A 25,622-nucleotide genomic window follows, 5' to 3' on the forward strand; every position below is an offset into this window, starting at 1 on the left:
GGTAAGGGCGTTATTCCTCTACAAGCTGGGTGACGCAGCTTTCATGCGCGCCCAGCACGTGTTGTAGCCGTTCAAGCTGTGTGTTTGCTTTTTCTGCAAAACCAAAAGGCGGACGGATAACAAGTAAGCCCGCGCCGTTAAGCTGCTCTGGATTGTATGGTGGGCGCATAAGCAGTTCTGCCACGCAGATATTGCGGATACCGGTGCCCATTAATGTTTCATGAAAAATCCGAACCGGTGTGCGGTGCTTGATGGGGTACCAAATGGCAATAATCGCATTGGCAAAGCGGGCCTGAATGGTTTGCACAGCTTGGGCAAGACGGTCGAATTCCCCCGGTTCTTCAAATGGTGGGTCAATCAGGATAAGCCCGCGCTTGGCGGTTTTGGGGGGTAGCAGCGCGCGCAGGGCCTCATAAGCATCTCGCTCATGCACCGTTACATTGGGAGTGTTGGTAAATAGCCGGTAGAGGCTGCGTTTATCTTCCGGGTGTTTTTCACAGCAGATTAACGAATCCTGCGCCCGCAGCATCTGCGCAATAATGAGTGGAGAACCGGGGTAAAACTCCGGGCCGCCCGTTTTTTTGACTTGTTCCAGCCAATCCGCCAGCGGGCTGGAGGCTCCTTCAGCCCACAGTTTGCCAATGCCATCTTGCCATTCCTGCGTTTTTTCGGCTTCAGGGCTGTGCAGATCATACCGGCCGATACCGGCGTGCGTGTCCAGCACCATAAAAGGCGCGGGTTTGCGCAAAAAACTTTGCAGCAGGGTGACAAGTAGGGTGTGCTTCATGCAGTCGGCAAAGTTGCCGGCGTGGTAGGCGTGGCGATAGTTCATGCTGAGGGTGTTTCTGCTTCAAAACGGCTGGCCATATCTTCCAGTGGCCAGCGCGGGCGAGGGCGTAGGGCGTTATCGTTTATGGGGGGCAGATTACGCTTTGCGGCTTCCTGCCATGTTTCCAAGGCTGCCCACCCCACCATAACTGCGTTATCCGTGCACAGGCGCAAAGGAGGCGCAGCAAAGCGCAGGCCGCGTTGTGCGGCTGTTTTTTCCAAAGCGGCACGCAAAACTGTATTTGCGGCCACGCCACCAGCGGCTACCAGAAGTTTGGCTTCAGGCATCATATCCAGCGCGTGTTCAATGCGGTTGGTCACCACATCGGCCACGGCCTGTTGAAAAGAGGCAGCTAGATCTGCTGCAAACTGGCGGGGCAGAGGTTCCTTGCCAAAAGGTGCAAGCTTTTGGGAGATGGCGGTTTTCAGGCCAGAAAAAGAAAAATCGCAGCCTTCACGCCGCCAGAGCGGACGGGGAAGGGAAATGGCCTTGGGGTTGCCCTTACGCGCCAGTTTTTCCAGCTCCGGGCCGCCGGGCCAACCCAGACCCAGCATTTTGGCAACCTTATCAAACGCTTCACCGGCGGCATCATCAATCGTGCCACCCAGTTTACGGTAATGGCCTACGCCTTCCACAGCAATGCACTGGCAATGGCCGCCAGAAACCAGCAGCAGCAGGTAGGGGAAGGGCGCGCCATCTGGCACAATACCGGGTAGACGGGCCGTGAGAGCATGGGCTTCTACATGGTTGACCGCCACAAATGGAATGCCCAGCGCCAAAGCCAGCCCCTTGGCAAAACCACTGCCTACAATCAGCCCGCCAATAAGGCCCGGCCCGGTGCTGGCAGCAATGAAAGACAGAGTCGCCGGAGCGATGTTGGCATCTTGCAAAGTGGCCTTAACCAGATTCGGCAGTAGGGCCAAATGGGCGCGGGCGGCAATTTCTGGCACCACGCCGCCAAAATCTGCATGCCCGTCCTGAGAAATAACACGCTGTGCCAGCACCGTGCCATCGGGGGCCAGAATGGCGCATGCGGTTTCATCGCAAGAAGATTCAATGGCCAGTATTGGGCCATCTGGCCTGCGGTTTTGTGCGGTTTCGTTCATGGACGCATCATGCAAAACGGCGCATCCTTACGGCAACGCAATAGATGGACGGGGGCGGAATGTTTTTTCGGTCGCGCAAGTTTTTCAGACCAGCCGGGCATCATCACTTCTTGTCCTTTCTCTACTCCCGGTAATAGACACTCTTATGGATTCAGCCTACCCTTCCTCATCCGCCCCTTCTCCTGCGTTGCAGGAACTTGCGGCGGAAGCGGCGGCCCGCCAGAAAAAGGCAAGTGGCCATTCTGGGCGCCGCACCCTGCCTTTGCGTGTTGGCACGCGGGGTTCGCCCCTCGCGCTGGTGCAAACGCGCGCCTTCCTTACCACACTGACACGCTTCTGCCCCGTCTTGCGGGATATGGGTGCGTTTCAGGAACACCAGATTAACACTACGGGTGATCAGGTGCAAAATCGGCGTTTGGCCGAAATTGGTGGTAAAGGCCTGTTTGCAAAGGAAATTCATGAAGCCCTAGCCGATGGGCGGATTGATTTTGCCGTGCACAGCCTCAAGGATCTGGAAACCACGTTGCCCCCCGGCCTTGTGCTGGCCTGCACGCTTAAGCGGGAAGATGCGCGTGATGCCCTGATCCTTAGCCCCGGCCTTGCGCAGTCCGATCCGGATGATCCGTATTCCGCCCTGCCAGAGGGTGCGCTTGTAGGCTGCGCATCCGTACGCCGGCAGGCGCAGATGCTGCATGTGCGGCCAGATCTGCAATTTGGCCTGCTACGCGGCAATGTGCAGACCCGACTCGATAAACTCGCTGCCCATCAGTGTCAGGCTACGCTGTTGGCTCTTGCCGGGCTTAAGCGCCTTGGTATGGCAGAACGTGCCAGCATTGTGCTGGACCCCACAGTTATGGTGCCAGCCGCAGGGCAGGGCATTGTGGGCGTAACCGTGCGCGAAGATGATATTGAACTGCGCGAACTGCTGTCTGCGATTGAAGATTACGAAGCCCGTGCCGTCGCCACGGCGGAACGTTCCCTGTTGGCGGAGCTGGATGGGTCTTGCCGTACACCTATTGGTGGTTATGCGCAGCTTCTTCCTGCCGAGGCTGGGAAAGATCCCAAGCTGCATCTTACGGGCCTTGTTGCGCGTGAAGATGGGTCCTTCCTATTAAAGCGTAGCATCACAGGTATGCCGGAAGATGCTGCAAGACTAGGTAAGGAACTAGGTGAAAGCCTGCGTAAAGACAGCCCGTCTGATATTTTTGAGGAAAACTGAGGTAAGGCCATGCATCCGCGCAGCGTGATTGTCACGCGCCCGGAACCGGGGCTGAGTGAAACAATGGCAGCCGTTGCAGATGCAGGCTGGCTGCCATTGGCCTCACCCGCATTGGTTGTGCAGCGGCATACGTTGCATCTGCCGCAAAAATTACCCGCAGCTATATTGCTTACCAGTGGGCAGGCTGTTTCTGCTGTGGTTGCAGCGGCACAGCCGGCCAAAGCGCTGGATATACCGGTTTACGCGGTAGGGGATCGCACAGCCCAACGGGCGCGGGATGCCGGATTTACGCACGTTAAAAGCGCGGATGGTGATGCCCGTGCGCTTGTCTCGCTTTTACAAATTCACCAACAGCCAGAACGAGGCAGCCTATTGCTATGCTCTGGGGCCGGGCAGGGGGTAGAACTTGCGGCTTGGTGTAGGCAGGCGGGGTTTAAGGTTGTGCGCCGGGTTGTTTATGCGGCTAAACCGATCCAGCAAATAAACGCGCAAACATGCACCGCCATTCAGGCCGCCAAGGTGGCGGTGGTTCTGTTTTTTTCGGCAGAAAGTGCAGCCGGTTGGTTTGCGGCTTTACCTGAGGCAGAACAGAAGCTGTTAGCTGCGCAGGCAAGTGCCGTGGTAATATCTGGCCGTGTTGCTCAAGTGTTGCGTGCTGCTGGTTGGCAGAACATACGCGTTGCAAAGCATGTATCCGCCGCAGCGGTTATGGAGGCTCTGGGGCCATACCACGCATAAAAAAACCTCCGCACCCGTAAGTGCGAAGGCCTTTTGTAGCCCTTACAACAAGGACAACGCGATTATGCGTGGCCTGCTGCTTCGGGGAATTCTGCGCGGCGAGCCTGCCACAGAGCCACAAAGTCGATCGGCTGCAGCACGATGGGCGGGAAGCCGCCGTCACGCGTTACATCGCTGATGATGTTACGTGCGTAGGGGAAGATCAGGCGCGGCACTTCAACCAGCAGGATCGGTTCAATCAGTTCCTGCGGCGGGTTCGTCAGGGTTACCACAGCAGCGTAAACCAGCTCGGTCAGGAACACAGTGCGGCCAGCGGGGCCACCTTCCTTTTCCGGGGCTTCCTTGGCTTCTGCCTTAATGGACAGAACAACCTCGTAAACCATCTGGTCATCCTGCAGGCGGTTGGCCTGCACATCAATGTTCACGCCAATCTGGGGCTGGCTGCGCAGGGTGGCAAAAATTTCTGCACCAACCGGCACTTCAAACGACAGATCGCGGGTGTACTGCAAATTAACGGCAAGCGGCAGTGCGGGTGGGGCACTCTGTTCTGTTTCAGACATCGGTTCTGCTTTCGTCAGCTTCAACTTTGGATACCCTTCGTGGTAGCATGCCCGCAGGCATCCGCCAACCGCAAGCGGCACGTTTGGCAGGGTATCTGGGCTGTGTGTGCGCCTTTTTATGCGTGCTCAGGGTGAAAAATGCTGCCAGTCTCCATTTTCAAAACTCTCTCCTGTCAGGCTCAGCAAAAACCACCAGTGAGAGACCACAAGTGTTTCGGATGCTTTGGCATCCTGCACCATGATCTGGCGGAACTGTTGTGCCCGGTTTTCCAGACTGCACTGCTTTCCGGCAACGGAGACCACCAGTGCTCATCTATGTGGGCAAAATCCAGATGCGGCCATGCGGATGCCAAAACAGAGGCAGGTGTACCTTTATCGCATGAATACATGCCGCGTTCACGCACAAGCGGCATAATTTGTGGGGTAATGCCCAAGCGTTGCGCCAAAGGTGTGGCGGTTTGCAGCGCACGTGTGAACGGAGAAACCAGTATGCGCCGGATTCCCCTATCGGCCAGTTTCAGGGCCAGTTCCTGCGCGTGGGCCTTGCCCTCAGCAGAAAGATGCGGGTCTTCCAACCCGGGGTCTCCCCCATGAAGGTTGTAATGGCGGTTGAATTCGCTTTCGCAGTGTCGCAGGATGATCATGATACCCGCAAGGTAGGAAGCATAATGCCCCTTTAGCAAGAGGGTAGGTGATTGTATCCCCCCATGCGCGTGACTATGTGATAAGTAACACGCGATTCTCCTGTTCTGTTTCATATGCTGTGGCAGAACAGGCGCAAGGTTTTTGGTGGACGTAAGACAGATGGATTTTTCTCTCGGCCATTTCCCGGTCGATCTGGTGCTTCTGGCTCTGGTTGCGGCATTTCTGGTGCTGCGGTTGCGTAGCGTGCTGGGCAAGCGCGTGGGTATTCAGCCGGTACAGGTGCAGCTTCAGGTTCGGCCGGATGCAGCGCCCAGAGTTGTGGAAGGCAAGCCAGAGCAGGCCGAAGCTGCGGCGGAATTTGATATTCCTGCGCCGGGCACACGTGTGGGCATATTACTGGCAGATATTCGGCAGAAAGATCCTTCCTTTACGCCCCAGCAGTTTCTGAACGGTGCGCAAATTGCGTTTGCACAGGTGGTTGGTGCCTATGCGCAAGGCAATGTGGATGTGCTGAAAACGTATCTGACACCTGCTGTGCTCTCTGCATTTGAAGCAGGCATTACAGCCCGCACCAATGCAGAAGAAATACAGCGCACAGATGTAAAGGCCATTCGGTCTTTGGCCATTGAGGATGTGCGTATTGCATCCATGGAAGCCGGTACGGCAGCAGCTATTGATGTGCGGATTGTTTCTGACCAGATCAGCCTTGTGCTGAACAAGGAAGGCCAGCCAGTAACAGGCACGGATGCCGTAACCGAGTTTTCCGATTTGTGGACTTTTGAGCGTCTGCTGGATGTTAACGGCAGCACATGGCGCCTTGCGGCGGCGCGTAGTGCGTGAAAGCTGCCAAAGGTAACGGGACATCCCGCGCCAACACCACCCACACCAAACCACCACGTGCCCGCCGTTATAAAATTGGGCAACAGGAAATAGTGATGGGTGATTGCCTGCGTGCGCTCAAGCGCGTGCCGGCGGAATCGGTGGATGTGGTTGTTACGTCTCCCCCCTATAATATCGGTCTCTCCTACCGCAGTTATCCAGACAGGCGGGAGGAAGAGGATTATCTGGATTGGATGTTAGAGGTTGCGCAGCAATTACAGCGTATCCTTAAGGATGATGGCTCATTCTTCCTAAATATTTCCGGCTCATCCGCACAGCCTTGGTTGCCGTTTGAGCTGGCGGTGCGGCTGCGTGATTTGTTTGTGCTGCAAAATCATATCTCGTGGGTGAAATCCATTTCTGTGGGGGAAGATAGCTTCGGGCACTTCAAACCCATGAACAGCCAGCGCTTTCTGCACCGCGGGCATGAGCATGTTTTTCACTTCACACTGCATGGAGATGTGCGGCTTGATCGGCTACGCGCCGGGGTGCCGTATAAGGATAAATCCAACATCGCCCGCCGTGGCCATCGGCAGGATAGGCGCTGTCGGGGTGATACATGGTTTATTCCGTATGAAACCGTGCGGGGCCGGGCGGAAAAGTTTGATCATCCCGGCACATTTCCTGTAGCGCTGCCTGAACAGTGCATTCTGCTGCATGGGCGTGAAGGGGCGCGCGTGCTTGATCCATTTATGGGTACAGGCACCACGCTGTTAGCTGCCCAAAGGCTTGGCTGTTACGGGCTAGGCATGGAGCTGGACCCCGAATACGTGGCCATTGCTCGTGCCCGTTTGAAAGATGATCTGGCGTCCTGAACGCCTGATCATCGAAAAATTCAATTATTAAAATAAAAACAATCGTTTGGACATATTGATATGTATCAAACACAATGCAGGTAACAGCGCATAAAAGCTATTCAATCAAGGCGTAGAAATTAGGAGACCGGGTTTTGAAACGATTAGTTGTGTCAGCAGTGGGTGCAGCTCTGCTGGCTTATGGTGGAACAGTCGCTTATCTGCAGCATTTTGACCATATTACAGCACCAGAATTACCAGCATCTTCCCCCACGCTGAAAGATCCTGTGGCATTGGCGGCCTTTAATGCCTTGCGTGAGGCACGGTGTGATTACTGTCATGCCGAACAGCGTGATCTGCCGTTTTACTTCCGCGTGCCGGTTGCCAAAACGCTTATGGAAAAAGACCGCGCCAACGGGCTGCGTCATTTCCGTGTAGAACCGGTGCTGGATGCGTTTGAACAGGGCACGGCCCCTACGGAAGAACAGCTTTCCCGCATTGAGGAAGTGATTACGCAAAACCGTATGCCGCCAAACCTGTATCTGATGATGCACTGGCACGCCCATCTGTCTAACGCAGAGCGTGAAGCTGTGTTGAAGTGGGTGCAGGATACGCGCCGCAAAAACTACAACAACACAGGTGCGGCAGCGCAGTTTGCAGCAGAGCCTATTCGCCCTGTGCCAGAAAGCATGGAAGCTGATCCGGCCAAATGGACGCTGGGGCGCAAGCTGTTCTTTGATAAGAGCCTGTCGGGCGATAATACGCTCAACTGTGCAAGCTGCCACGGGCTGGATACCGGCGGAGTGGATAATCTGGTTACGGCCACCGGCATTGGTGGGCAGAAAGGCCCCATCAACACGCCTACAGTGTATGATGCCTACTTCAAGATGGCGCAGTTCTGGAACGCCCGTGCCACCACGCTGGCAGATCAGGCCGCTGGCCCTGTGATGAATCCGGTGGAAATGGGTTCTCATAACTGGGAGGAAGTGGCTAACAAGCTGAATGCCAACCCGGAATACGCACCGCTGTTTCAGGCTGCATTTGGCCCAGATGCTCAGGTGGATGAAAAAACCATCACCACGGCTATTGGAGAGTTTGAAAAAACGTTGATCACGCCAAATGGTGCTTTTGATGAATACCTCAAAGGCAAGCCAGATGCCATTAGTGAGCAGGCCAAACGTGGGTATGAACGCTTTAAGGCCATTGGTTGCTCTGGTTGTCATACCGGCATTGGCGCAGGTGGCCGTGGTATGGAAATCATGGGTCTTGAAGGGGATTACTTTAAAGACCGTGGTGGCAAGCTGACAGACGCAGATCAAGGCCGTTACGCGGTGACGCATGAAGCGAGTGACATGAACCGCTTTGTTGTGCCTAACCTGCGCAATGTTGAGCTGACAGGCCCATACTTCCATGATGGCAGCGTAAAAACGCTGGATGAGGCTGTGCGCAAAATGGCCCGTTACCAAACCCCGGATCAGAACATCTCTGATCAGGATGTGGCGGACATTGTAGCTTTCCTGAAAACGCTGACAGGGCGTTACGAAGGCAAGCTGCTAACCAACAGTAACCCGGCCGCCAAATAGTAAATTTGGTGTAAAAAAAGCAGCCTTCCAAATGGGGGCTGTTTTTTTCTTTTCTTGAAAGATGGCCCGCAGGCAGGTGATAACCAAGCCTGACGGGCCATTTTTGGTTTTAGGGCATGAAACGTAGAGGGTGATGTGAACAGGCGTCGGCGGCACTTGCAGGAGGGGGAAAAGGCGCTATGGGCGCTGGTTGTGCGGGATGTTGCCCCCCTGCATGTGGCCGAACTTGTGCCACCCGCTGCGCAGAATGAGCCAGAGTCACAGGCTATTCCACGCGCACAGGCCAAGGTGGGCAAAAAGTCTCAGGCCAGTGGGCTTATGGCGTCTTCATCAGGCGGTGAAAGCAGTATGGCAGCGGCCAATTACGGCTTTACGGCCCCACGCGCCCCTGTTGCGGGCTTGCGCGTGCAGCAGGGGCCGCGCCCGGTAGAAACCATAGGCAAACGCCAGCCCGGTGTGGATGATTACAGTTGGCGGCGCTTTACCCAAGGTAGCTTTAAGGTAGAGCGACGCTTAGACCTGCATGGTATGGTGGCGCAGGAAGCCTTCCATCGGTTGATGGAGTTTATGGATGTCGCCACCCATCGGGGCCTGCGTTGTGTGGAAATTATTACCGGCCTAGGCACAGGGCAGGAAGGCGGTATTTTGCGGCGTGAACTGCCCCATTGGCTGGAAAGGCCAGAAATCCGCCGCCGTATTCTGGGGCTTACATACCCTCATGCAGGTAACAGAGGGTCTGTTCGCGTATTACTCCGTCGGCGGCGTTGAGAGCAGGGCCGGAGGCGTGGCATCGCGCCAGTGGGGCAGGCTTTGGGCAAACCAGCGGCGTAGTGCCATCAGCACATGCGGCTCGGGCATGAGCGTTTCATAAAACGGTGTGCCTGCCGTGCCTGCCAGAATGGTCTGGTTTTCTGCCAACGCGGCCTTTTGAATGGCCGGACGGTTTGCGCATACTTCAGCCGCATGGCGCCAGCGGGCAATGCTATCGGGTTGTGTAAGGGCAGGCAGCACAAGCCCTGCGCGTAAGCTGCATGCTGCGGCAATGGCACCCCAAGCAGGTAGCAGAAACGCAGGTTGGGAATATTTATGTTCCTGTTGCAGCACAGCCAGCAGATCGGGCGGTAGATTGGGCTGATGGATTTGCATATCCGGCCGCGCGTTATTGACAAACAGGGGAGCAAAACCCGCAGCCTGTAATGTGGTGATACGGCTAGGGTAGCTGGCATCTAGCGGCAGTTGGATCACGTCGGTCTGGCCTGCCTGCAAAGTGGACATTGCGGCTTCTGGCGTGGCATGTCCGGCCACGGGCTGCGGGCGCAGGCCCAGCATGTCTATTGCCAGAACGGTGGTCAGCTCCGGCCCTGTCAGTTTGGAAACAGCAACGCGTGTAAGCTGCCCGGTCAGGCGTGCGCGGAAAGACTGATGCAGGCTTACGCGCCCCACAGCTACGCTAGGTTGTGCCACCAGAAACACAGGGGCCCAACGCCGGTAATCAAAATGAATGCACGGCCCACCCAGCATGGCGGACAATATGGCCGTGCCGGGCACCATCAGCCCAATAGGGTCGGGGGCAGATTGTTGTTGGGTATCAAACAGATTGGCCCCGGTTATACCATCCCACCCGGTTGTGGGGGTAAGTTGCAAAGGGGGGCTAAGATGAAGTTCTTCTTCCAGAGCAGGAGCCAGCAAACTGGCCCAGTGCCCACATTCTGAAGAAGTGGTGCCACCAATAATAAGCGCAGATCCGCCATCTGCATTGGTGGCAAGAGAATCCTCCGCGCGTGCCGTGTGCGCACCCGCCACAATGGCGGCAGCACCACCAAGCAGAGTGTTGAGGAACACACGGCGCGAAAACTGCCGTTCAGGCATCACAAAAAGCCGGGGCTGATCAGCGTGGGGCAAGCGCGGGAGATCCTCTTTCTGTTCCTTCCCCATATTAAGCGCATATGAGGGAAGAATCACGCGTGTTTTATTACGGCCATTTTACTTCGGGCGGCATGCTCATCAGAATGGCTTCGGTATGGCCTCCGGTTTTTAGGCCAAACAACGTGCCTCTGTCGTGCAGCAGATTGAATTCTACATACCGGCCACGGCGGATAAGCTGGGCATCGCGCTGTTCCGGTGTCCAAGGTTCCATCATGCGGCTGCGGATGATTTCGGGAAATGCGTTCAAAAAAGCCAAGCCAACATCTTTTGTAAAGGCAAAGTCTTCCTGCACGTCACCACTGTTCAGCCGATCATAAAAAATACCGCCCAAGCCACGGGGTTCATTGCGATGGGGAAGGTAGAAGTATTTGTCACACCATGCCTTGAAGCGCGGATAATATTCCGGGTCATGCGCGTTGCAGGCCTGCGCAAAGGCGGCATGAAAGCGTGCGGCATCATCCTGTGCTTCTGCACTGGCGGGGAACATGGGAGTAATATCCCCACCGCCGCCAAACCAGCCTTTGGTGGTAATAATCATGCGGGTGTTAAAATGCGCGGCAGGTACAAGCGGGCTGCACATATGCGCCACCAGACTGATACCTGTGGCAAAAAAATGCGGATCTTCTGATGCGCCGGGAATGGTGGCGGCAAATTCCGGTGTAAAAGTACCCTGCACGGTGGAAACGTTTACGCCCACTTTTTCAAAAACACGGCCATGCATCACGCTCATCACACCGCCGCCGCCGGGGCTGCCATCTTCGTTCAAGCGGTTCCAGCTTTTGCGCTTAAAACGGCCTGCGGCTTCATGGCCGGGCAGAATAGGGCTGTTCTGTTTTACAGCATCATCCTCAATGGCTTCAAAAGCGGCGCAAATTTTGTCACGCAGGCTTTCAAACCATTGGCGGGCAGGTTCCCTAAGGGCTTGGTGGGCAGAAACATCAGCGGTGTTGGTGGGCGTCATGAACTGTCTTTTCCTCATCGTCCTTGCCTGAAGCTGCCATCTGCTTACAGGCTTTCAAGGGGTGCGCTTTCCGGCGCATCATTGCAAGATGAACCCGAACATCGTTAAACCAACAGCAGATCTGCACAGGACAGAAACATGCACCTTATAAGTGGCGTGAGGGGAGAAAAGGGCAAGATGGCAGCAACACCGGCCCGCCATACGGAGCAGGCAGAAAAGGAAGCACATTCCTTTTTACAGCAGGCACGTGCTTATACAGGGCATTATGGCCGCCTGCCTTTGCCCGCAGACCTGAACTGGTGGTGGACCATTGGCGCCATGCTGGTGGCTGTTCTGGTGCTTATGCTGTTATCGGGGCTAACCCTTACATTGGCTTACACACCAGATGCCTCGCTTGCGTTTGGATTAGTTGAGACCATTGAGCGCCGCATGCCCTCTGGCTGGCTGCTGCGTGCCATGCATATGACAGGAGCCTCGTTTTTTATGGCGGCCCTGTATGTGCATTTATTGCGCGGGTTGTATTACCGCACCTATCTGCCCCCACGGCGCGGTGTATGGTTAAGTGGCTGCGGCTTGCTGGTGTTGGTGATGGTAACAGCTTTTGCAGGCTATGTGCTGCCTTGGGGTCAGATGTCTTACTGGGGGGCAGATGTTGCTGCCAAGGCTGTAGGGGCTGTGCCATTTGTGGGGCACGGGTTGGAGCAGGTTTTTCTGGGGGGGGAAAGCCCAGGCACACCTACGCTGCACCGTATGCTTACCCTACACTTTCTGCTGGCGTTTGTTATTATCGGGCTGGTTTTGGTGCATGTTGCTGTTGTGCATGTAAAAGGCAGTTCCAGCCCTTCTGTGCAACCCGAAACACGCCGGAAATATCTTCCATTTTATCCGTATTTTACCACGCGGGATATTCTGGCCGTATTGGTTATGGCCTTAGGTTTTGTAGCCGTGATGTGCTTTTGGCCGGGGCTGATAACAGAGCCAGCCAATTATCGCCCAGCCAACCCATTGCATACGCCTGCTGATATTGAACCCGAATGGTATTTCCTGCCCTTTTACGGAATGTTGCAGGTTGTGCCTTCCAAATTCTGGGGGCTGCTTGTTTCTGGTGGCGCGGTGGCCGTGTTGTTTGCAGTGCCGTGGCTGGATAAAGGCATGCGCACAGCAAATAGCGGCTTGGCACAGTTGGCAGATGCCGGGGCACTGCTGGCGTGCCTAGGGGCTGCCATTACTGCCGCAGCGGCAGGGGTGCATCATGCTCAAGGTGGGTGGCTTTTGGCCGGACAGGCTGCATGTTTGGTTTATTATCTGTATTTTCTGGTTTTTCTGCCCTTACGCACCCGTTTTGAGGGGAAGGGAGCATGACAGTACAGAAAATACGCCCCACACTTTGGTTCCATGCCGGAGGGATGCTGCTTTTAGGCGCCATAGCGCTGGGGCTAAACATTGCGCGGCCCGCACATGCACAACCCGTTAGCGCGCCTGTGCAGGATTGGTCTTTCAAAGGGCCGTTGGGGCATTTTGATCTGCCATCTGTTCAGCGCGGATACGCTGTGTTTGCGGGCATATGTGGCTCCTGCCATAGTTTGTCGGAAGTGCGTTTTTCCGATCTCACAGATATGGGCTTAACACTGGAAGAAGTGGGGGCCGTTGCCGCAACATGGCAAGTGGCAGATGGGCTGGATGCCGAAGGGCGGCTAAAGCACCGTAATGCCCGGCCAGATGATGCACTTTTTTCCTCCTATTCCGGGCCGGAGGCTGCGCGTGCGGCCAATGGGGGCGTGGTACCGCCTGATCTTTCGCGCATTGTGCAGGTTTACCCCGGTGGGGCAGACAGGCTTTTTGCACTGTTAACCGGTTATAAGCCCGATGCAGCACGCGTGCTGGGTAAAGGGTTTGCCAATTCCTTTGCTATTGGCCATTACACCGCCATGCCGCCGCCTTTGCGAGAAGGCGCGGTAAAATATGCAGATGACACCCCCGCAACCGTTACGCAGGAAGCGCGGGATGTTACCACTTTTCTTGCGTGGGTTTCTGCACCGCATCAGGATACCCGCCGCCGTGTTGGCATAGGTGCAGGTTTGTATCTGTGCTTCCTTGCCGTGTTGTTTGTGATTTTAAACCGGAGACTCTGGTCGCATGTCAGAAAATGAAACTGTGGAACCCGTTATTGGCCTGATAGGCGGGTCTGGTCTGTATGATATTGACGGGTTGGAAGAAAAGGAATGGCGCACGGTAGAAACGCCTTGGGGCCTGCCTTCTGATCAGCTTCTTTTCGGGCGGCTGGATGGTGTGCGCTGTGTGTTTCTGCCGCGCCATGGCCGTGGGCACCCCATTCCGCCTTCACGCCTGAACTATCGGGCCAATATTGCCGCCATGAAGATTTCTGGCGTAACAGATATTGTCTCGCTTTCTGCTGTGGGGTCTTTAAAAGAAGAACTGCCACCGGGGCATTTTGTGGTGATTGATCAATTTATTGATCGCACCATTGCGCGTACAAAAAGCTTTTTTGATACAGGCTGCGTTGCGCATATTTCCATGGCAGACCCGCTGTGTAACCGCGTGGGTGATGTGCTGAAGGCGCAAGCAGACAAGCTGGGCATTACCGCTGTACGTGGTGGCACCTATCTGGTTATGGAAGGTCCGCAGTTTTCAACGCGCGCAGAAAGCGAATTGTACCGGAGCTGGGGTTGCTCCGTTATTGGTATGACCAACATGCCAGAAGCCAGCTTGGCGCGTGAAGCCGAAATCTGTTACGCCACAGTGGCTATGGTGACAGATTATGATTGCTGGCATACGGAGCACGACAACGTAACCGTAGATAGCGTTGTAAAAACCATGCAGGCCAATTCCGCCAACGCCAAAGCGCTGATTAAAGCGGCTATTCCCGCTTTGGGTGGCAAGCGCCATAGCTGTAGCGCAGGCTGCGATCATGCACTGGAACATGCTATTATGACGGCACCCTCTGTGCGTGATCCAGAACTGGTGGCAAAGCTGAAAACCATTGCAGGCCGCGTTCTGTAAAAATGTAAAAATAAGGCATGAGGCATCGGGTTTTTGGTGCTTCATGCCTTTCGGTTTTTAAGGCGTTCTTAAAAGCCCTGCCTTAAAAACCGAAAGGCTGCGTTACATGATAAAATCAGCCGGAATATCGGTCTCTTTGCTTACAATGTGCCTGCTTGTGGGGGACGTGCATGCAGCGCAGGCGTATCGGGTTGTAAAGTCTTGCAAACCGGCTGATTTATCTGTGCATTTTGATAATGGGCAAGGTGAGTTTGATGGCATGTCCCACAGTGGGGCATGGGTTGTTCTTAGCAACCACAGTGCTACGCGCTGTGCTGTGCCTGCATTGCCGGTTGTGCGGCTTGAAGATACACAGGCCCATGTTTTGGCAACGGGTAAGCCAGCACAACCTGCCCCTAACCAACAGCCGGATCAAACAATACTCAAACCCCATGCACAGTGGCGGGCCAGCATGTATTGGGTTTCTGGAAATGTGTATGATGGAGGGCAATGCGTTTCCCCCAATCGTGTTGTATTGAAGTTCCCTTTAGGTGATGTGCACGTTAATTTTCCAGCACGCACTTTATGCGGGCCAGCCCAAACTCCGCTTACGTTTGAGCAAGGACAATTACAGCCGGTACCACGTTAAAAACGCAAAGCGTATTCAAAATCAAACGCTGTGAGTATTGCAGCGGCATCAAGGGTGTACTGTTTTTTATTGCAGCCTGTTCACCTTTTCCGATTTCTCCTTTAGGACGCTTCCAAACCTTTAACCGGAGAGCCGGATAGTTATGCCGCATGTTTTCCTTCCTGTGCTGGCGTTTGCTGCTGCATGGGGTGTTCTTGTTTTAACACCGGGCACAGAAACAGCCCTTATTATTCGGCTGAGCATTAGTGTCGGGCGCACAACTGCTATTGATGCAGTGCTGGGCATTGCCAGTGGCCTAACCTTATGGGGTATTGGCACGGCATTTGGGCTAAGTGCACTTATTGCGGCATCTCACACATTGTATCTGGTGTTGGAATGGGCCTGCGCGGGTTATTTGCTCTCTCTGGCTTTTCGGTTGATGGTAAATGTTCTGCGTTCCACACCAGAGACAGAAACAGATTCCGAAAATCAGGCCCCCAAGGCGTTTTGGTCTGGCTTTCAGCGTGGAATGTTCACCACAATTCTAAATCCGCTTGTTGGGGTGTTTGATCTTACAGCCTTTCCGCAGTTTATTCCCCCAGATGTTAATGCCGTAACATATGCCCTTTTGCTCACCGTAGTGCAGGCAATTTTGACACTGGCTTGGTATTTTATATTGGCCTTTACGGCACTTTTCTTTAGCCGCTTTCTTGCCAACCCGGTTGTTATTCGTGTTCTGGATGGGTTAACGGCTTTGGTTTTTGTTATCTTTGCCATACGGCTTGTTATAAGCGGCTAATGAAGGGAGATTAGGAAAACTTTCGGAGTTTTTGCATGTTTTTCTGAAAACGGGATTCCTTGGTTTTCTGCTGCATGGCAATTAAATGCCGGAAAGCAACAGCCATAAGCGCGCACCCAATAACAAACCCTACAAGGGTAAGCATCACCAAGGCAGATGTGCTGTAAACAGCCCATGATCGGGTATCGGGCAAAGCATCCCATACAGGCTTCAGCCAGCTTATACTGTGCGGATCATGCACCGGTATGTTCGCGCGCAGCATGGCATCCTTAATAATCACCATTAAGGTTATGGGTAATGAAAGTGCCATTAAAAAAGCACCAGATACCCATATCAGAATGTATCTTCGTTCCTCTGTGCACATTTCATATTTTCCCCTTACATGTTCTTGAGATCATGCAATTGTGCATAAGTAACGCCACAATTCTGCTTGAAGTTGCATGCTACGGAGGGGCGAGGGGATGTTTTTTCCCTCTGTGACAAATTATTTTCTATGTATCTACAGGAAAATACTTGAAATTTTTTGTTTGCAGTATGCTTGGGAGGCAGGAACACAAATAAATGCAGCGGATAGGCCTGTATGTGGCAGGCCTATCCGCCATGATTTTTTAAAGATGTGTGAACAGGGCTTTTTCTGGCAAGCGAGATTTGGGCAGCTTGGCGTTGAAATCTGCATCGGAATGATAACCGAGTGAGACAATAACAGCCGAGGTAAGCCCTTTTTCTTTCAGGCCCAGCTCTTGATCCAAAATGGCGCCATCAAACCCTTCCATAGGTGTTGCATCCACCCCAAGAAGTGCGGCTGAAAGCAGAAGAAAGCCTTGCGCAATGTAGGTCTGTTTTTGTGTCCATGCAGTAAGATCGCCTTCCTTTTGGTGCAATCCTACAAAGATATTCCGCCCTTTGGTAATGGACTCTTTGGTGGCATCATCTGCATAGCGCCCGTCTATTTGTTCCTGATCGGTGATGGTCTGGAGATATTCGGCTGGCATGGTGGTGCGGGAACTCAGCACAATAACATGCGAGGCATCCATAACGCGTGGTGCATTAAACGCAAACGGGCCGCTAGTGGCTTTGGCAATGCGGGCTTTGCCTTCATCATTATCAGCAACAAAAAAGTGCCAAGGTTGAGAGTTTACGGAAGAAGGGCTGTAGCGCAGTGCTTCCAGTAACTGGGCAAAAATATCTGCCGGAATTTTGCGAGTTTTATCATAAGCTTTGGTGGTATGCCGGTGGGTAAGAGTTTCAAGAAGCGTCACGGCTGTTCTCCTCAGCTTTTATAACAGGGTGAGGGTAAGCGTAACTTCGTAACCGTAAAAGGTCACGGTGCGTTACGTTAATGGATGCTATGCTCAGGAATATGAAGCCAGAATAGAGCAATGGAGAGATTGCTTGTTTGCAGAAGGCCGCCTTACAGCATGGTGCGTGCTACGCGGCAGGCTGCCAGATCCCATACTGCGCACCCAACGGATTTAAAGAATACAGGCTGCATTGGGTCTGCGGGTGTATCCAGTGCTTGCGCCAGTGCATGCACGCTGTTCCAGTTTACCCCAGCTTGCAAGATATCTCCGGCTTCTGTTGGTGCACCAATCGGGTCATCCACATAAAGCTGGCTGGCGCGTACAATCTGTGGCGCAATTTCTGCCATATCGGGGCGATAGGCACCTACACCAATAATAAGGCAGTGCGGATCGGCTTTTCCATCATAAATGGGCGTTGTGCTGCCTGTGGTGGTGATAACAACATCAAACGGAGTTTCATTGGGGGCTGCTGGGCGCAGTGTGAGTAGGTGCGTTGCATACTGCTTACAAAAATGCTCCGCCTGTTCTGGAGTGCGACCACGGATGACAACCTCAATGCCCGGATACAGGGCTGAGAGTGCCTCTACATGCGCAAGGGCTTGGGTGCCTGTGCCAATAATCAACACCCGTTTTACAGCATCAGAAGCAAATGTGCGAATACCCAGCATGCTCATGGCTGATGTCCGACGCATTGTTACAGTGGGGCCATCCAGATTGAAAAGGAAGCGTCCATCATGTGCATCGGCGCATGTAATCATGCCCTGAATGGTGAGAAGATGGAGTGCAGGGTTTTTACCAAAAATTGTGAGTATTTTGGTGGCAATCAAATCCTCTGCCACGGTTGACATGCACATAAGCGTGCCGTTGCCATCTTGCGTGGGAACAACGGTACGAGGCGGGCATGTAATGGCACCATTTGCGTAATCGCGCACTGTGCGGGCCAGCATGTTCACCAATGCAGGAAATGGTAAAAGTGCCTGCGTTTCTGGCGCACCGTAATATTGCATGTAGGGCATGTTCCATATTTGAGTTCGGGGTTATGGCGCTGATTGCACAGCGCAGCACAGTGAACGTCAAGGGGCAGTAACCTGCACAGATACATGCACTGGTAGAAAAATGCTGGGGTTGAGGCGGTTCGGAACAATCGGACACAAAATGAGTTTCAGGCACCCATTCTTATATAATCTATTTGCTACCTATTATTTTGCTTAACGTATGGCATGGGAAAGGAGGGAATATAAAAAATAGACGACCGGTCTATTTTTTATATGGACAGGCAATGTATTCGTCCATATATAAGCTCCTATGAAGATTGCAGAGAAACATCACGCTGCTCGGCAGCACATCCTGAAAGCGGCTAAACCGCTTATCGGCCAGCGTGGTTTTTCGGCTGTTGGTCTGACGCAAATATTGGATGTTGCGGGAGTTCCCAAGGGCTCTTTTTACCATTACTTCGAATCAAAAGAAGTATTTGGGGAAGAGCTTCTTAGAACTTATATTGAAGATTATTTGGTAAAAATGGATGATCTTTTTGAAAATGCAGATGGTAATGCAGCCGAAAAAATAGCGCGTTACTGTCAGTTCTGGCGCGATACGCATCTTAGTAAGCAGATTGGGAATAAATGCCTGATTGTTAAACTTGCAGCGGAAGTCTCTGATCTTTCGGAACGGATGCGGGCCATTCTGGAAGGTGGCACCAGGAGTGTTATTGACCGGCTTAGCGCACTTATCACGGCGGGGCAGGGAGAAGGCTCAATAGGCAACCGGCAGGAGCCGGAAATGCTTGCGGCCTCACTTTACCAGCTCTGGCTGGGTTCGACCCTGATAGTGAAAATTACACACAGTTCTCAGCCGTTTGACCAAGCTTGGCAGGCAACCAAACGGCTTCTGGAAATCTAGAAAGCAGGGAAAGCGCACAGCGTTTTACTTTGCGCAATAAATAGACGACCGGTCTACTACAAAGGCCGATCTTAATAAGGTGTCTCAATGCAGAACTTTGAATTCTATAACCCTACACGCATCCTGTTTGGCAAAGGCATGATAGCTCGGCTTGATGAACAGCTATCGCCCGAAGCCCGCGTGCTTGTGCTTTATGGTGGTGCAAGTGCCGAACGTAGTGGCACGCTGGCTGAAGTTCGGGCAGCGCTGGGGAACCGCACTTTCCGTGAGTTTGGCGGTATTGAAGCCAACCCTACATATGAAACCCTTATGAAGGCCGTGGCTCTGGTGCGGGAGGAAAAGCTCGACTTCCTTTTGGCTGTTGGTGGCGGCTCTGTCATGGATGGCACCAAGTTTGTCGCGGCTGCTGTGCCGTATGAAGGTGAGCCATGGGATATTCTTGTCAGCAAGGGTAAAGCCGCAACAAAAGCGCTTCCGCTGGGCACGGTTGTCACCTTGCCTGCCACGGGTTCAGAAATGAACTGCCTAAGCGTTATTTCTCGCCAGTCTACGGGTGACAAGTTGTTGTTCTCCAACCCGCTAGTCTATCCGCGTTTTTCTGTGCTGGACCCCATGCGCACCATGAGTTTGCCCATGAAGCAGGTGATTAATGGGGTGGTGGATTCCTTTGTCCATGTGATGGAACAGTACATGACCTATCCGGTCGATGGCATGGCGCAAGATCGCTTCTCAGAAGGGCTGCTGTCCAGCCTGGTTGAGATCGGGCCGCGTATTGTCGCGACACCAGATGATTATGATCTGCGCTCCAACCTCATGTGGGTTGCAACGCTTGCCCTGAATGGCTTGATCGGCGCGGGTGTGCCCCATGATTGGAGCACGCACATGATTGGTCATGAAATTACGGCAAAATACCACATTGATCATGCCCGCACGTTGGCCATCGTATTCCCTGCGTTAATCAAGGTTCGGCGTGCCGAAAAGCGCGCCAAGTTGCTGCAATATGCAACGCGGGTATGGAACCTGACCGATGGTACGGAAGATCAGCGGATTGATGCTGCCATTCGTAAAACTGAGGAATTCTTCGAAGGTTTGGGCGTACCAACTCGTCTGTCTGCCTATGAGATTGGTGCTGAAGGCATCAACGATCTGGTTGGTCAGCTTGAAGATCATGGCATGACGCATCTGGGTGAAAACGGTGATGTTACCCTAGATGTAAGCCGCAAAATTCTGGAAGCCGCTGCCTGACCTGAAGTGTCGCTATCGCCGGGGTAAGGGGGAACAGCCCGTTATCCCGGCAACCAATAAATTAATGAGAAACGAGACTTAAAAATGGCTTACGCCACAACCAATCCTTATACTAACGAAGTTGTTGCAACTTTCCCAGAGGCTACTGATGCGGAAGTTCAGACCGCATTGGCCGAGGCGCATGCTGCTTTCGAAGCTTGGCGCGATACATCCTTTGCAGAGCGAGCAAAGGTAATGAATGCCGCTGCTGCCATTTTGCGTCGTGATGTTGATAAGTATGCCCGTTTGGGCACGCTGGAAATGGGCAAGCTGTTTGAAGAATCTAAAGCAGAAATTATTCTTTCTGCTGAAATTTTCGAATACTATGCAAAACATGCAGAAGCACTTCTGAAGCCGGAATTGTTGCCTGTAGCAGACCCGGCAGAAGGCAAAGCCATGCTGGTGCATGAGCCGCTTGGTATCGTGCTGGCAATTGAGCCGTGGAACTTCCCCTTCTATCAGGTCGTGCGTATTATTGCGCCGCAGCTTTCCGCTGGTAACGCCGTGCTGCTCAAGCACGCTTCCAACCTGCCGCAGTGCGCTGCTGCCTTTGATACACTTATGGCAGAAGCCGGGCTGCCCAAAGGGTTGTTCCGCAACCTGTATGCAGCACGCCCGCACACAGCCATGATTTTGAATGACCCTCGCGTATGCGGTATCGCACTCACGGGGTCAGAAGGCGCAGGCACGGTTATTGCTGGTATTGCTGGCAAGGCACTGAAGAAGGCCACCATGGAACTCGGTGGAGCAGATGCTTTCATCGTGCTTGATGATGCTGACGTTGAAAAAGCAGCGCGTTGGGCGGTCATCGGTCGCCACTGGAATGCTGGCCAAGTTTGTGTTTCTGCAAAGCGCCTGATTGTAGCTGATGCTATTTATGATCAGTTCGTTGCTCTTTACAAAGAAGGTGTCGCAGCCCTCAAAGCAGGTGACCCGATGGACCCCACAACCACGCTGGCTCCGTTGTCATCTCAGGCTGCTGCTGATGACTTGCGCGATCAGGTCACGCGGGCGATGGACCTTGGTGCCAAAGTTGAGGTAATTGGGGCGCCAGTTCCCGAACAGGGTGCTTTCTTCCAGCCGTTGCTTATGTCCAATCTGGATCAGAAAAACCCTGCACGCCATTGGGAATTTTTTGGACCTGTTACCCAGATCTACCGCGCGAAGGATGAGGCTGACGCCATCCGCATTGCCAATGATTCGCCCTACGGTCTAGGCGGCAGCGTATTCACAAAGGATGAAGCCCGAGGCACCCGTGTAGCACGGGCCATCCGCACCGGTATGGTGGTGATTAACCATCCACTATCGCCCAAGGCAGACCTACCTTTTGGTGGGATTAAAAACTCAGGCTATGGCCGTGAATTGATTGGCCTCGGCATTAAGGAGTTCATCAACCACAAGCTCATCAATGTAGTGGATATCGACGCAGCGTTCTGATTTGTATGATTGGAAGTGGCCAACATTTCTGGATGATTTTCCAAAGATGATGCCTGCACCGTATAGTGTGAAAGCCGCATAGGCCGTAACAGACAACCTAAAAAGGGGCTTCCATTATGGAGGTCCCTTTTTTGTATGGGGTTTGGTTGCGCTAAAATGGTATTACGGACTTCATCTCTTACGCAACATGTCGGCTTTATTCAGAGGCAGGCTGATGACGATTGCCATCATGATTTGTGATGAACATTAGAGTTACTGGATCAGGCGCATCCTGCCGGTGCCAGATCTTTCCCGGAACAACCAGAACGTCTCCCTTTTTTGCTGTAGAAGTGGTTTCACCATTTGCCGTGCGTAGGGTCAGCATTGTTTCTCCTTCGACGACGAGAAGGAACTCATCATTTGGATGTTCTTCCCATGGGGTCGAGCCTCTGAAACGCAAAAGCCCGACATCATGGGGGCCAAACGAAAAAAGCATTTTAAGCCCGTTTGTGGAAACTTCCTCTGTCTTTTTGCCAATATCAATAACTGATAGATCAGTGGCTTCTTTGGGCAGATTGAAGATCATCATCAATGTTCCATTTCTTTGTATGGTTGTTGTCAGGCATTGTGTCATCACAAAGGCCCGCAAGTTTTCTGATTGCTGAAACCACAAACAACAGTATGAATGCACCTGTGATCCATGTGATCAAAAAGGTTCTGCTGTATCCGATGATGGATGCCAGAGGTGCGATAGACATGCCGGCAATTACATTCGCCAGACTTTCCCCGCATTGGAGAAAACTATAGTCTGTTCCAGGTCTTTCTTCAGAAGACCAATTCATGAGTGTGGCCCAGACCGAGACGTAAAATCCCCCATCAATGAAGTTTTCCATGCCAAGTCCGGTATATAGAAATGCTGGCGTTCCGATTTTTACGTTCTGCAGGAGTAACAGCGTGCCGAGGAGTAAGGTGGACGGCCAAATAAGTAATGTCACAGCTCGACGGCAACCCAGGAATCTGACGGCAGGGAAGCCGATAAGCGCGCCTCCGAGCGCTCCACAGAGGATGTTTGTCATCTGTAGTGTTCCGGCAAAGTTCAAGCTGAAAGATCGGTCTATAAGCCAAGGCTGGAGCAGCATGGCGAGTGCTGAATTGGCGAATTTGAAAGTAATTGCCATCAGGCATGCCCAACAAAATCCCGGTTGTCGGAAAAGATCCCTAAGGCGAGATGGTTTTTTGGATACGTGGATAGGCTCTATACAGGCTCTTAATGGCAAAAGTGACATCCACAGGATGATGAGTTCACACGCCATTCCCCACATGGCACCGCGCCAACCGAACTGCCCGTAAATAAAGAGTGATCCTGCACCACCTGCAACCATACCCAGAAGAAATGAAATAACCTGCAAAGCATTAGCTAGCCCTGCATTTCGCCCTCTCATATGAGAGACGGCGCAAGCATTTGTGAAAATGTCCTGTGTGGCAAAAATTGTATTCAGAAGCAGGATACCGGATAAGGCCCACAGAAAATGATGTTCAGGAGGGAAAAAACCCAGAAGCAGGCATACCACAACCGCAGACAGATGCGTCCATAATGCGAGGTATCCGTAACCCCAACGCTTGCCGGCATTATCAGCCATGCCAGACCAGAAACATTTTAGCGCCCAAGGTAGAAACACCAGTCCTGTCAGACCGATATCTTTTAATGGGGTGCCACTATGGCGCAAAATGGTTGAAAACGTGTTGAAGGCTAGCCCTGCAGGAATACCCTGCGCGCCATACATGAGTCCGATTGCCAGGAGCCGCCTGAATGGCATTTGCCTTGTTTCAACTTTAGTGACCTGATTGGAATATGGTGTCGTCTTCATGTCAGAAATTCACTCCGACACGGAAGCCAAGCTGCCGCGGATTGGCAGCTACAACATATCCACCGGACAGACCGCGTGTGAAATAGCTCGAATTGGTCAGGTTGTGTCCGTAAAGTGCAATATTCCAGTGCTTCCAACGCTTCTCAATCTGCGCATCCACGAGCACATAAGGTGCGTTCTGAATATTGCTGCTAGGGTAGAGTGTGGTGTGTCCACGCCGAACAATACTGGCACTGACGGTCCATCCGGGAGTGGGATGCCATTCACCGGAGAAGCCGAAGTTGCTTCTGGGCGTGCCTGCCATTTGTTTGCCGCTATAATGAGCCGCCAAATACGAAACGATCATATGCTGCGTAGGTAAGGCCTAGAAACGCATTAAGCTGTAGTGTGTCGAGTGGCTTCCAGTGAGCTGCTGCTTCCATACCCCGAGAGTGTGCAGTGCTAGCTGTTCCGATAAGGGATTCCCCCGCGCCATTTGTTGCAGAAACTTGAAGGTTTGAAAGGAAATTTGCAAATCCTGTAGCTTCTATGGACCATCGATTTGTAAGGTCTCCGAGGCGGTATCCCAGTTCCAGATTATTGCCGTAGCTGGAAGCGTAAGGTATTGAGACCGTACTGGCGTAGGACCCATAAGGGCTGTAGTTCGGCGGTAAAAATGAGCGTGAGTAACTCAGCCAGCCAAATTGGTTCAGCTTCCCGGATGACCGGGGATTATATTCTAACTTTAGCCCAGGGAGAGGCGCTGTTTTGGAAAGAGTCTGCCGTGGGAGGCTTTCCTGTACGCTATAAGCGTAAGGCGTATCTCCGCTCATGGAGCTCGTCCAGTTACTAAGGGAGCTATTAACATGCTCGATACGCAGCGATGGCACGAGGCGCCAATTCTTCGAAAAATGCCAACCTATTTCCCCCATGAAGGCAATGTTAGCTGTTGCTAAGGTGGCAGTCGTGCGGCTGGCGTAGTAAGGCGACATGTCAAAGTCATACGGTGCCCAACGTTTAACCTGCTGTCCGTAGAGTCCACCTTTCCAGTCTATCTTGCCGGACGTTCCTGACAGCATGACGGAACCACCAATCTGGCGCGTTGGCAGCGTGAAACCGGAGTTGGCGGAAAAAACTGAATAGGGATTGCTGTAGCGCCAGTCGGTAGAAACACCCCCGAACGTAACATCCAGAATCATATGTTGGTTAAACCGCCGGTGATATTGCGCGGAGCCGAGAAGATACTCCGTATCGTTCACGCCCTCAGATGTATTGTGCGAAACATGGTTACGGGCATTTTGGGGCGTTTCAAAATAATCGTTTCCCCCGTGATTCAGCATATGATGCAAACTGAAGCGCCATTCACCACCCGCGCTGTCTTTGTGTAGTAGCTTGATGCGGCCAAACCATCCGTGCCAGCCACCCGTATCATGCCGATTCAAAACATGATTGTGGATGTAGCCATCGGCAGTTTCTCCGCCAACAGACAGGCGGAGGCTGGTGGAAGCATTAATAGGAAGATCACCCGAAAAAGTTGCCCGTTTACGGTTTCCTGTCCCGTATTCAAAATCCAGCGCTCCTCCTAAATGGTTTCCGGGGTCTCGTGACTGCGCTGAAACCATACCGCCAAATGCGTTGATACCTTCGGTAAGTTGAGGGCCACGGAGTACGTCTACATTGCTGAAATCAAACATTTGCCCCATGGCAAAACTGGGGACAGGAACACCATCAATCAAAACGGGCGTGTAAAGAACGGGGCCTTCATCCTCCGTGCCGCCAAGCCCACGTACCATCAGAACAGGATTGTTTGGCGTTGTGTTGGTATAGGATAGATTGGGAACACGCTCAGCAATGTCACCCAGAGTTTGCATTCTATAGGCCTGCATTTCTTGGGCGGTAATGTGGGTTGTGCTTACGGGTGAGATAAAAACAGCTCGTTTGCCTCTGACCGTGAAAGTCTCTTTAGTGGCAATGCATCTATCGTCTGAATTTGTAGGATTATGTTCTGGTTTGTAGATGCATTTTACTGTTGGCCCCTTGGCAGCCCCTCCAGAAATAGGGAACGCAGTTAAAGCCGTGCAGAGGAAAGTCAGAGAACTGACACCCCGCAGACGAGAGTTGTTCCTGAACGTTGGAAGGGCGAGGTTTTCTTTCATGAAGCGAGATGATAATAATTATTATTATCCTCGCCACCCGGATCAGCCGACT

General features: G+C 52.9%; 26 protein-coding genes and 1 pseudogene. 14 read left to right on the plus strand and 13 right to left on the minus strand.

The window, feature by feature from the left end; all coding sequences use genetic code 11:
* Positions 1-10: 10 nt before the first annotated feature.
* The gene (locus tag A4S02_RS02015) at positions 11-832 is read right to left on the minus strand and encodes a 23S rRNA (adenine(2030)-N(6))-methyltransferase RlmJ (protein ID WP_070322792.1); all 822 of its coding nucleotides are present in this window, start codon (positions 830-832) and stop codon (positions 11-13) included.
* Positions 829-1,935 (minus strand): tRNA (adenosine(37)-N6)-threonylcarbamoyltransferase complex transferase subunit TsaD, encoded by a 1,107-nt coding sequence (gene tsaD / locus A4S02_RS02020; protein WP_070322793.1) that lies wholly within the window; start codon positions 1,933-1,935, stop codon positions 829-831. Before tsaD ends, A4S02_RS02015 begins: the two co-directional genes overlap by 4 nt.
* Positions 1,936-2,080: 145 nt before the next feature.
* On the opposite strand from tsaD, the gene hemC reads away from it, so the two are divergent.
* Positions 2,081-3,154, plus strand: coding sequence for a hydroxymethylbilane synthase (gene hemC, locus A4S02_RS02025; RefSeq protein WP_019089673.1), 1,074 nt, complete (start codon positions 2,081-2,083; stop codon positions 3,152-3,154).
* Positions 3,155-3,163: 9 nt separating this feature from the next.
* Entirely contained in the window at positions 3,164-3,892 is a 729-nt protein-coding gene (locus tag A4S02_RS02030) for a uroporphyrinogen-III synthase (protein ID WP_070322794.1), read from the plus strand.
* Between the two features lie 62 nt (positions 3,893-3,954).
* Here A4S02_RS02030 and secB read toward each other — a convergent pair whose 3' ends face one another.
* Positions 3,955-4,452 (minus strand): protein-export chaperone SecB, encoded by a 498-nt coding sequence (secB, locus tag A4S02_RS02035; protein WP_003628317.1) that lies wholly within the window; start codon positions 4,450-4,452, stop codon positions 3,955-3,957.
* Positions 4,453-4,578: 126 nt separating this feature from the next.
* Positions 4,579-5,210: pseudogene (locus A4S02_RS02040) on the minus strand (histidine phosphatase family protein).
* 46 nt (positions 5,211-5,256) lie between these two features.
* Between A4S02_RS02040 and A4S02_RS02045 the strand changes: the two are divergent.
* The 4 genes from A4S02_RS02045 (at position 5,257) to A4S02_RS02060 (ending at position 9,121) form a co-directional block, all read left to right on the plus strand.
* Positions 5,257-5,937: a Tim44/TimA family putative adaptor protein gene (locus A4S02_RS02045; protein WP_070322795.1), complete on the plus strand. Its 681-nt coding sequence runs from the start codon at positions 5,257-5,259 to the stop codon at positions 5,935-5,937.
* Complete coding sequence (locus A4S02_RS02050) at positions 5,934-6,791, plus strand: DNA-methyltransferase (RefSeq protein ID WP_019089668.1); 858 nt, start codon at positions 5,934-5,936, stop codon at positions 6,789-6,791. Before A4S02_RS02045 ends, A4S02_RS02050 begins: the two co-directional genes overlap by 4 nt.
* A gap of 134 nt (positions 6,792-6,925) precedes the next feature.
* Positions 6,926-8,353, plus strand: coding sequence for a cytochrome-c peroxidase (locus A4S02_RS02055; RefSeq protein WP_070322796.1), 1,428 nt, complete (start codon positions 6,926-6,928; stop codon positions 8,351-8,353).
* 135 nt (positions 8,354-8,488) lie between these two features.
* A complete protein-coding gene (locus A4S02_RS02060) occupies positions 8,489-9,121 on the plus strand; it encodes a Smr/MutS family protein (protein ID WP_070322797.1) in 633 nt (210 codons plus the stop codon).
* Here the strand turns inward: A4S02_RS02060 and A4S02_RS02065 are convergent.
* Both A4S02_RS02065 and hemF read right to left on the minus strand, forming a co-directional pair.
* Positions 9,101-10,315 carry a hypothetical protein gene (locus tag A4S02_RS02065; protein ID WP_070322798.1) on the minus strand — a complete coding sequence of 405 codons (1,215 nt, stop codon included), beginning with the start codon at positions 10,313-10,315 and terminating at the stop codon, positions 9,101-9,103. The two genes, A4S02_RS02060 and A4S02_RS02065, sit on opposite strands and share 21 nt — an antisense overlap.
* Positions 10,316-10,325: 10 nt before the next feature.
* Positions 10,326-11,240, minus strand: coding sequence for an oxygen-dependent coproporphyrinogen oxidase (hemF, locus tag A4S02_RS02070; protein WP_070322799.1), 915 nt, complete (start codon positions 11,238-11,240; stop codon positions 10,326-10,328).
* 138 nt (positions 11,241-11,378) lie between these two features.
* Between hemF and A4S02_RS02075 the strand changes: the two genes are divergently transcribed.
* The 5 genes from A4S02_RS02075 (at position 11,379) to A4S02_RS02095 (ending at position 15,667) form a co-directional block, all read left to right on the plus strand.
* Positions 11,379-12,602, plus strand: coding sequence for a cytochrome b (locus A4S02_RS02075; protein WP_070322800.1), 1,224 nt, complete (start codon positions 11,379-11,381; stop codon positions 12,600-12,602).
* Complete coding sequence (locus A4S02_RS02080; RefSeq protein WP_070322801.1) at positions 12,599-13,390, plus strand: cytochrome c1; 792 nt, start codon at positions 12,599-12,601, stop codon at positions 13,388-13,390. Before A4S02_RS02075 ends, A4S02_RS02080 begins: the two co-directional genes overlap by 4 nt.
* Complete coding sequence (locus tag A4S02_RS02085) at positions 13,377-14,261, plus strand: S-methyl-5'-thioadenosine phosphorylase (RefSeq protein ID WP_070322802.1); 885 nt, start codon at positions 13,377-13,379, stop codon at positions 14,259-14,261. The genes A4S02_RS02080 and A4S02_RS02085 overlap by 14 nt, the downstream gene beginning before the upstream one ends.
* A gap of 106 nt (positions 14,262-14,367) precedes the next feature.
* Complete coding sequence (locus A4S02_RS02090; protein ID WP_070322803.1) at positions 14,368-14,889, plus strand: DUF4232 domain-containing protein; 522 nt, start codon at positions 14,368-14,370, stop codon at positions 14,887-14,889.
* Between the two features lie 142 nt (positions 14,890-15,031).
* Positions 15,032-15,667, plus strand: a complete 636-nt coding sequence (locus A4S02_RS02095) for a LysE family translocator (protein ID WP_070322804.1) — start codon at positions 15,032-15,034, stop codon at positions 15,665-15,667.
* A gap of 10 nt (positions 15,668-15,677) precedes the next feature.
* Here A4S02_RS02095 and A4S02_RS02100 read toward each other — a convergent pair whose 3' ends face one another.
* The 3 genes from A4S02_RS02100 to A4S02_RS02110 all read right to left on the minus strand — a co-directional run bounded on the left by A4S02_RS02100 (position 15,678) and on the right by A4S02_RS02110 (position 17,975).
* Complete coding sequence (locus A4S02_RS02100; RefSeq protein WP_019089658.1) at positions 15,678-16,031, minus strand: hypothetical protein; 354 nt, start codon at positions 16,029-16,031, stop codon at positions 15,678-15,680.
* A 244-nt stretch (positions 16,032-16,275) separates the two neighbouring features.
* Complete coding sequence (gene nfsB, locus A4S02_RS02105; RefSeq protein WP_070322805.1) at positions 16,276-16,926, minus strand: oxygen-insensitive NAD(P)H nitroreductase; 651 nt, start codon at positions 16,924-16,926, stop codon at positions 16,276-16,278.
* 152 nt (positions 16,927-17,078) lie between these two features.
* Positions 17,079-17,975: a delta(1)-pyrroline-2-carboxylate reductase family protein gene (locus A4S02_RS02110; protein WP_070322806.1), complete on the minus strand. Its 897-nt coding sequence runs from the start codon at positions 17,973-17,975 to the stop codon at positions 17,079-17,081.
* Positions 17,976-18,273: 298 nt separating this feature from the next.
* Here A4S02_RS02110 and A4S02_RS02115 point away from each other — a divergent pair, with 298 nt between their 5' ends.
* The 3 genes from A4S02_RS02115 to A4S02_RS02125 all read left to right on the plus strand — a co-directional run bounded on the left by A4S02_RS02115 (position 18,274) and on the right by A4S02_RS02125 (position 21,588).
* On the plus strand, positions 18,274-18,867 hold the full coding sequence (locus A4S02_RS02115) for a TetR/AcrR family transcriptional regulator (RefSeq protein WP_019089655.1): 594 nt from the start codon (positions 18,274-18,276) through the stop codon (positions 18,865-18,867).
* Positions 18,868-18,954: 87 nt separating this feature from the next.
* Positions 18,955-20,112 (plus strand): iron-containing alcohol dehydrogenase, encoded by a 1,158-nt coding sequence (locus A4S02_RS02120; protein ID WP_019089654.1) that lies wholly within the window; start codon positions 18,955-18,957, stop codon positions 20,110-20,112.
* Between the two features lie 84 nt (positions 20,113-20,196).
* On the plus strand, positions 20,197-21,588 hold the full coding sequence (locus A4S02_RS02125; protein ID WP_070322807.1) for an NAD-dependent succinate-semialdehyde dehydrogenase: 1,392 nt from the start codon (positions 20,197-20,199) through the stop codon (positions 21,586-21,588).
* 196 nt (positions 21,589-21,784) lie between these two features.
* Here A4S02_RS02125 and A4S02_RS02130 read toward each other — a convergent pair whose 3' ends face one another.
* The 4 genes from A4S02_RS02130 to A4S02_RS02145 are packed head-to-tail and all read right to left on the minus strand — an operon-like array spanning position 21,785 to position 25,570.
* On the minus strand, positions 21,785-22,156 hold the full coding sequence (locus A4S02_RS02130; protein WP_070322808.1) for a cupin domain-containing protein: 372 nt from the start codon (positions 22,154-22,156) through the stop codon (positions 21,785-21,787).
* A complete protein-coding gene (locus A4S02_RS02135) occupies positions 22,122-23,435 on the minus strand; it encodes an MFS transporter (protein ID WP_228142431.1) in 1,314 nt (437 codons plus the stop codon). Before A4S02_RS02135 ends, A4S02_RS02130 begins: the two co-directional genes overlap by 35 nt.
* A gap of 1 nt (position 23,436) precedes the next feature.
* Entirely contained in the window at positions 23,437-23,739 is a 303-nt protein-coding gene (locus tag A4S02_RS16255; RefSeq protein WP_070322809.1) for a TonB-dependent receptor, read from the minus strand.
* Between the two features lie 10 nt (positions 23,740-23,749).
* Positions 23,750-25,570 (minus strand): TonB-dependent receptor, encoded by a 1,821-nt coding sequence (locus A4S02_RS02145; RefSeq protein WP_208858905.1) that lies wholly within the window; start codon positions 25,568-25,570, stop codon positions 23,750-23,752.
* Positions 25,571-25,622: the final 52 nt, after the last annotated feature.

Source organism: Acetobacter ascendens (genome assembly GCF_001766235.1).
Taxonomy (GTDB): Bacteria; Pseudomonadota; Alphaproteobacteria; order Acetobacterales; family Acetobacteraceae; genus Acetobacter; species Acetobacter ascendens.

Excerpts from the sequence above, each read along its gene's own strand:
- A4S02_RS02015 (WP_070322792.1), bottom strand. The coding sequence starts at position 832 with ATGAACTATCGCCACGCCTACCACGCCGGCAACTTTGCCGACTGCATG.
- tsaD (WP_070322793.1), bottom strand. The coding sequence starts at position 1,935 with ATGAACGAAACCGCACAAAACCGCAGGCCAGATGGCCCAATACTGGCC.
- hemC (WP_019089673.1), top strand. The coding sequence starts at position 2,081 with ATGGATTCAGCCTACCCTTCCTCATCCGCCCCTTCTCCTGCGTTGCAG.
- A4S02_RS02030 (WP_070322794.1), top strand. The coding sequence starts at position 3,164 with ATGCATCCGCGCAGCGTGATTGTCACGCGCCCGGAACCGGGGCTGAGT.
- secB (WP_003628317.1), bottom strand. The coding sequence starts at position 4,452 with ATGTCTGAAACAGAACAGAGTGCCCCACCCGCACTGCCGCTTGCCGTT.
- A4S02_RS02045 (WP_070322795.1), top strand. The coding sequence starts at position 5,257 with ATGGATTTTTCTCTCGGCCATTTCCCGGTCGATCTGGTGCTTCTGGCT.
- hemF (WP_070322799.1), bottom strand. The coding sequence starts at position 11,240 with ATGACGCCCACCAACACCGCTGATGTTTCTGCCCACCAAGCCCTTAGG.
- A4S02_RS02075 (WP_070322800.1), top strand. The coding sequence starts at position 11,379 with ATGCACCTTATAAGTGGCGTGAGGGGAGAAAAGGGCAAGATGGCAGCA.
- A4S02_RS02080 (WP_070322801.1), top strand. The coding sequence starts at position 12,599 with ATGACAGTACAGAAAATACGCCCCACACTTTGGTTCCATGCCGGAGGG.
- A4S02_RS02085 (WP_070322802.1), top strand. The coding sequence starts at position 13,377 with ATGTCAGAAAATGAAACTGTGGAACCCGTTATTGGCCTGATAGGCGGG.
- A4S02_RS02090 (WP_070322803.1), top strand. The coding sequence starts at position 14,368 with ATGATAAAATCAGCCGGAATATCGGTCTCTTTGCTTACAATGTGCCTG.
- A4S02_RS02095 (WP_070322804.1), top strand. The coding sequence starts at position 15,032 with ATGCCGCATGTTTTCCTTCCTGTGCTGGCGTTTGCTGCTGCATGGGGT.
- A4S02_RS02100 (WP_019089658.1), bottom strand. The coding sequence starts at position 16,031 with ATGTGCACAGAGGAACGAAGATACATTCTGATATGGGTATCTGGTGCT.
- A4S02_RS02110 (WP_070322806.1), bottom strand. The coding sequence starts at position 17,975 with ATGCAATATTACGGTGCGCCAGAAACGCAGGCACTTTTACCATTTCCT.
- A4S02_RS02115 (WP_019089655.1), top strand. The coding sequence starts at position 18,274 with ATGAAGATTGCAGAGAAACATCACGCTGCTCGGCAGCACATCCTGAAA.
- A4S02_RS02120 (WP_019089654.1), top strand. The coding sequence starts at position 18,955 with ATGCAGAACTTTGAATTCTATAACCCTACACGCATCCTGTTTGGCAAA.
- A4S02_RS02125 (WP_070322807.1), top strand. The coding sequence starts at position 20,197 with ATGGCTTACGCCACAACCAATCCTTATACTAACGAAGTTGTTGCAACT.
- A4S02_RS02130 (WP_070322808.1), bottom strand. The coding sequence starts at position 22,156 with ATGATGATCTTCAATCTGCCCAAAGAAGCCACTGATCTATCAGTTATT.
- A4S02_RS02135 (WP_228142431.1), bottom strand. The coding sequence starts at position 23,435 with ATGAAGACGACACCATATTCCAATCAGGTCACTAAAGTTGAAACAAGG.
- A4S02_RS16255 (WP_070322809.1), bottom strand. The coding sequence starts at position 23,739 with ATGGCAGGCACGCCCAGAAGCAACTTCGGCTTCTCCGGTGAATGGCAT.
- A4S02_RS02145 (WP_208858905.1), bottom strand. The coding sequence starts at position 25,570 with ATGAAAGAAAACCTCGCCCTTCCAACGTTCAGGAACAACTCTCGTCTG.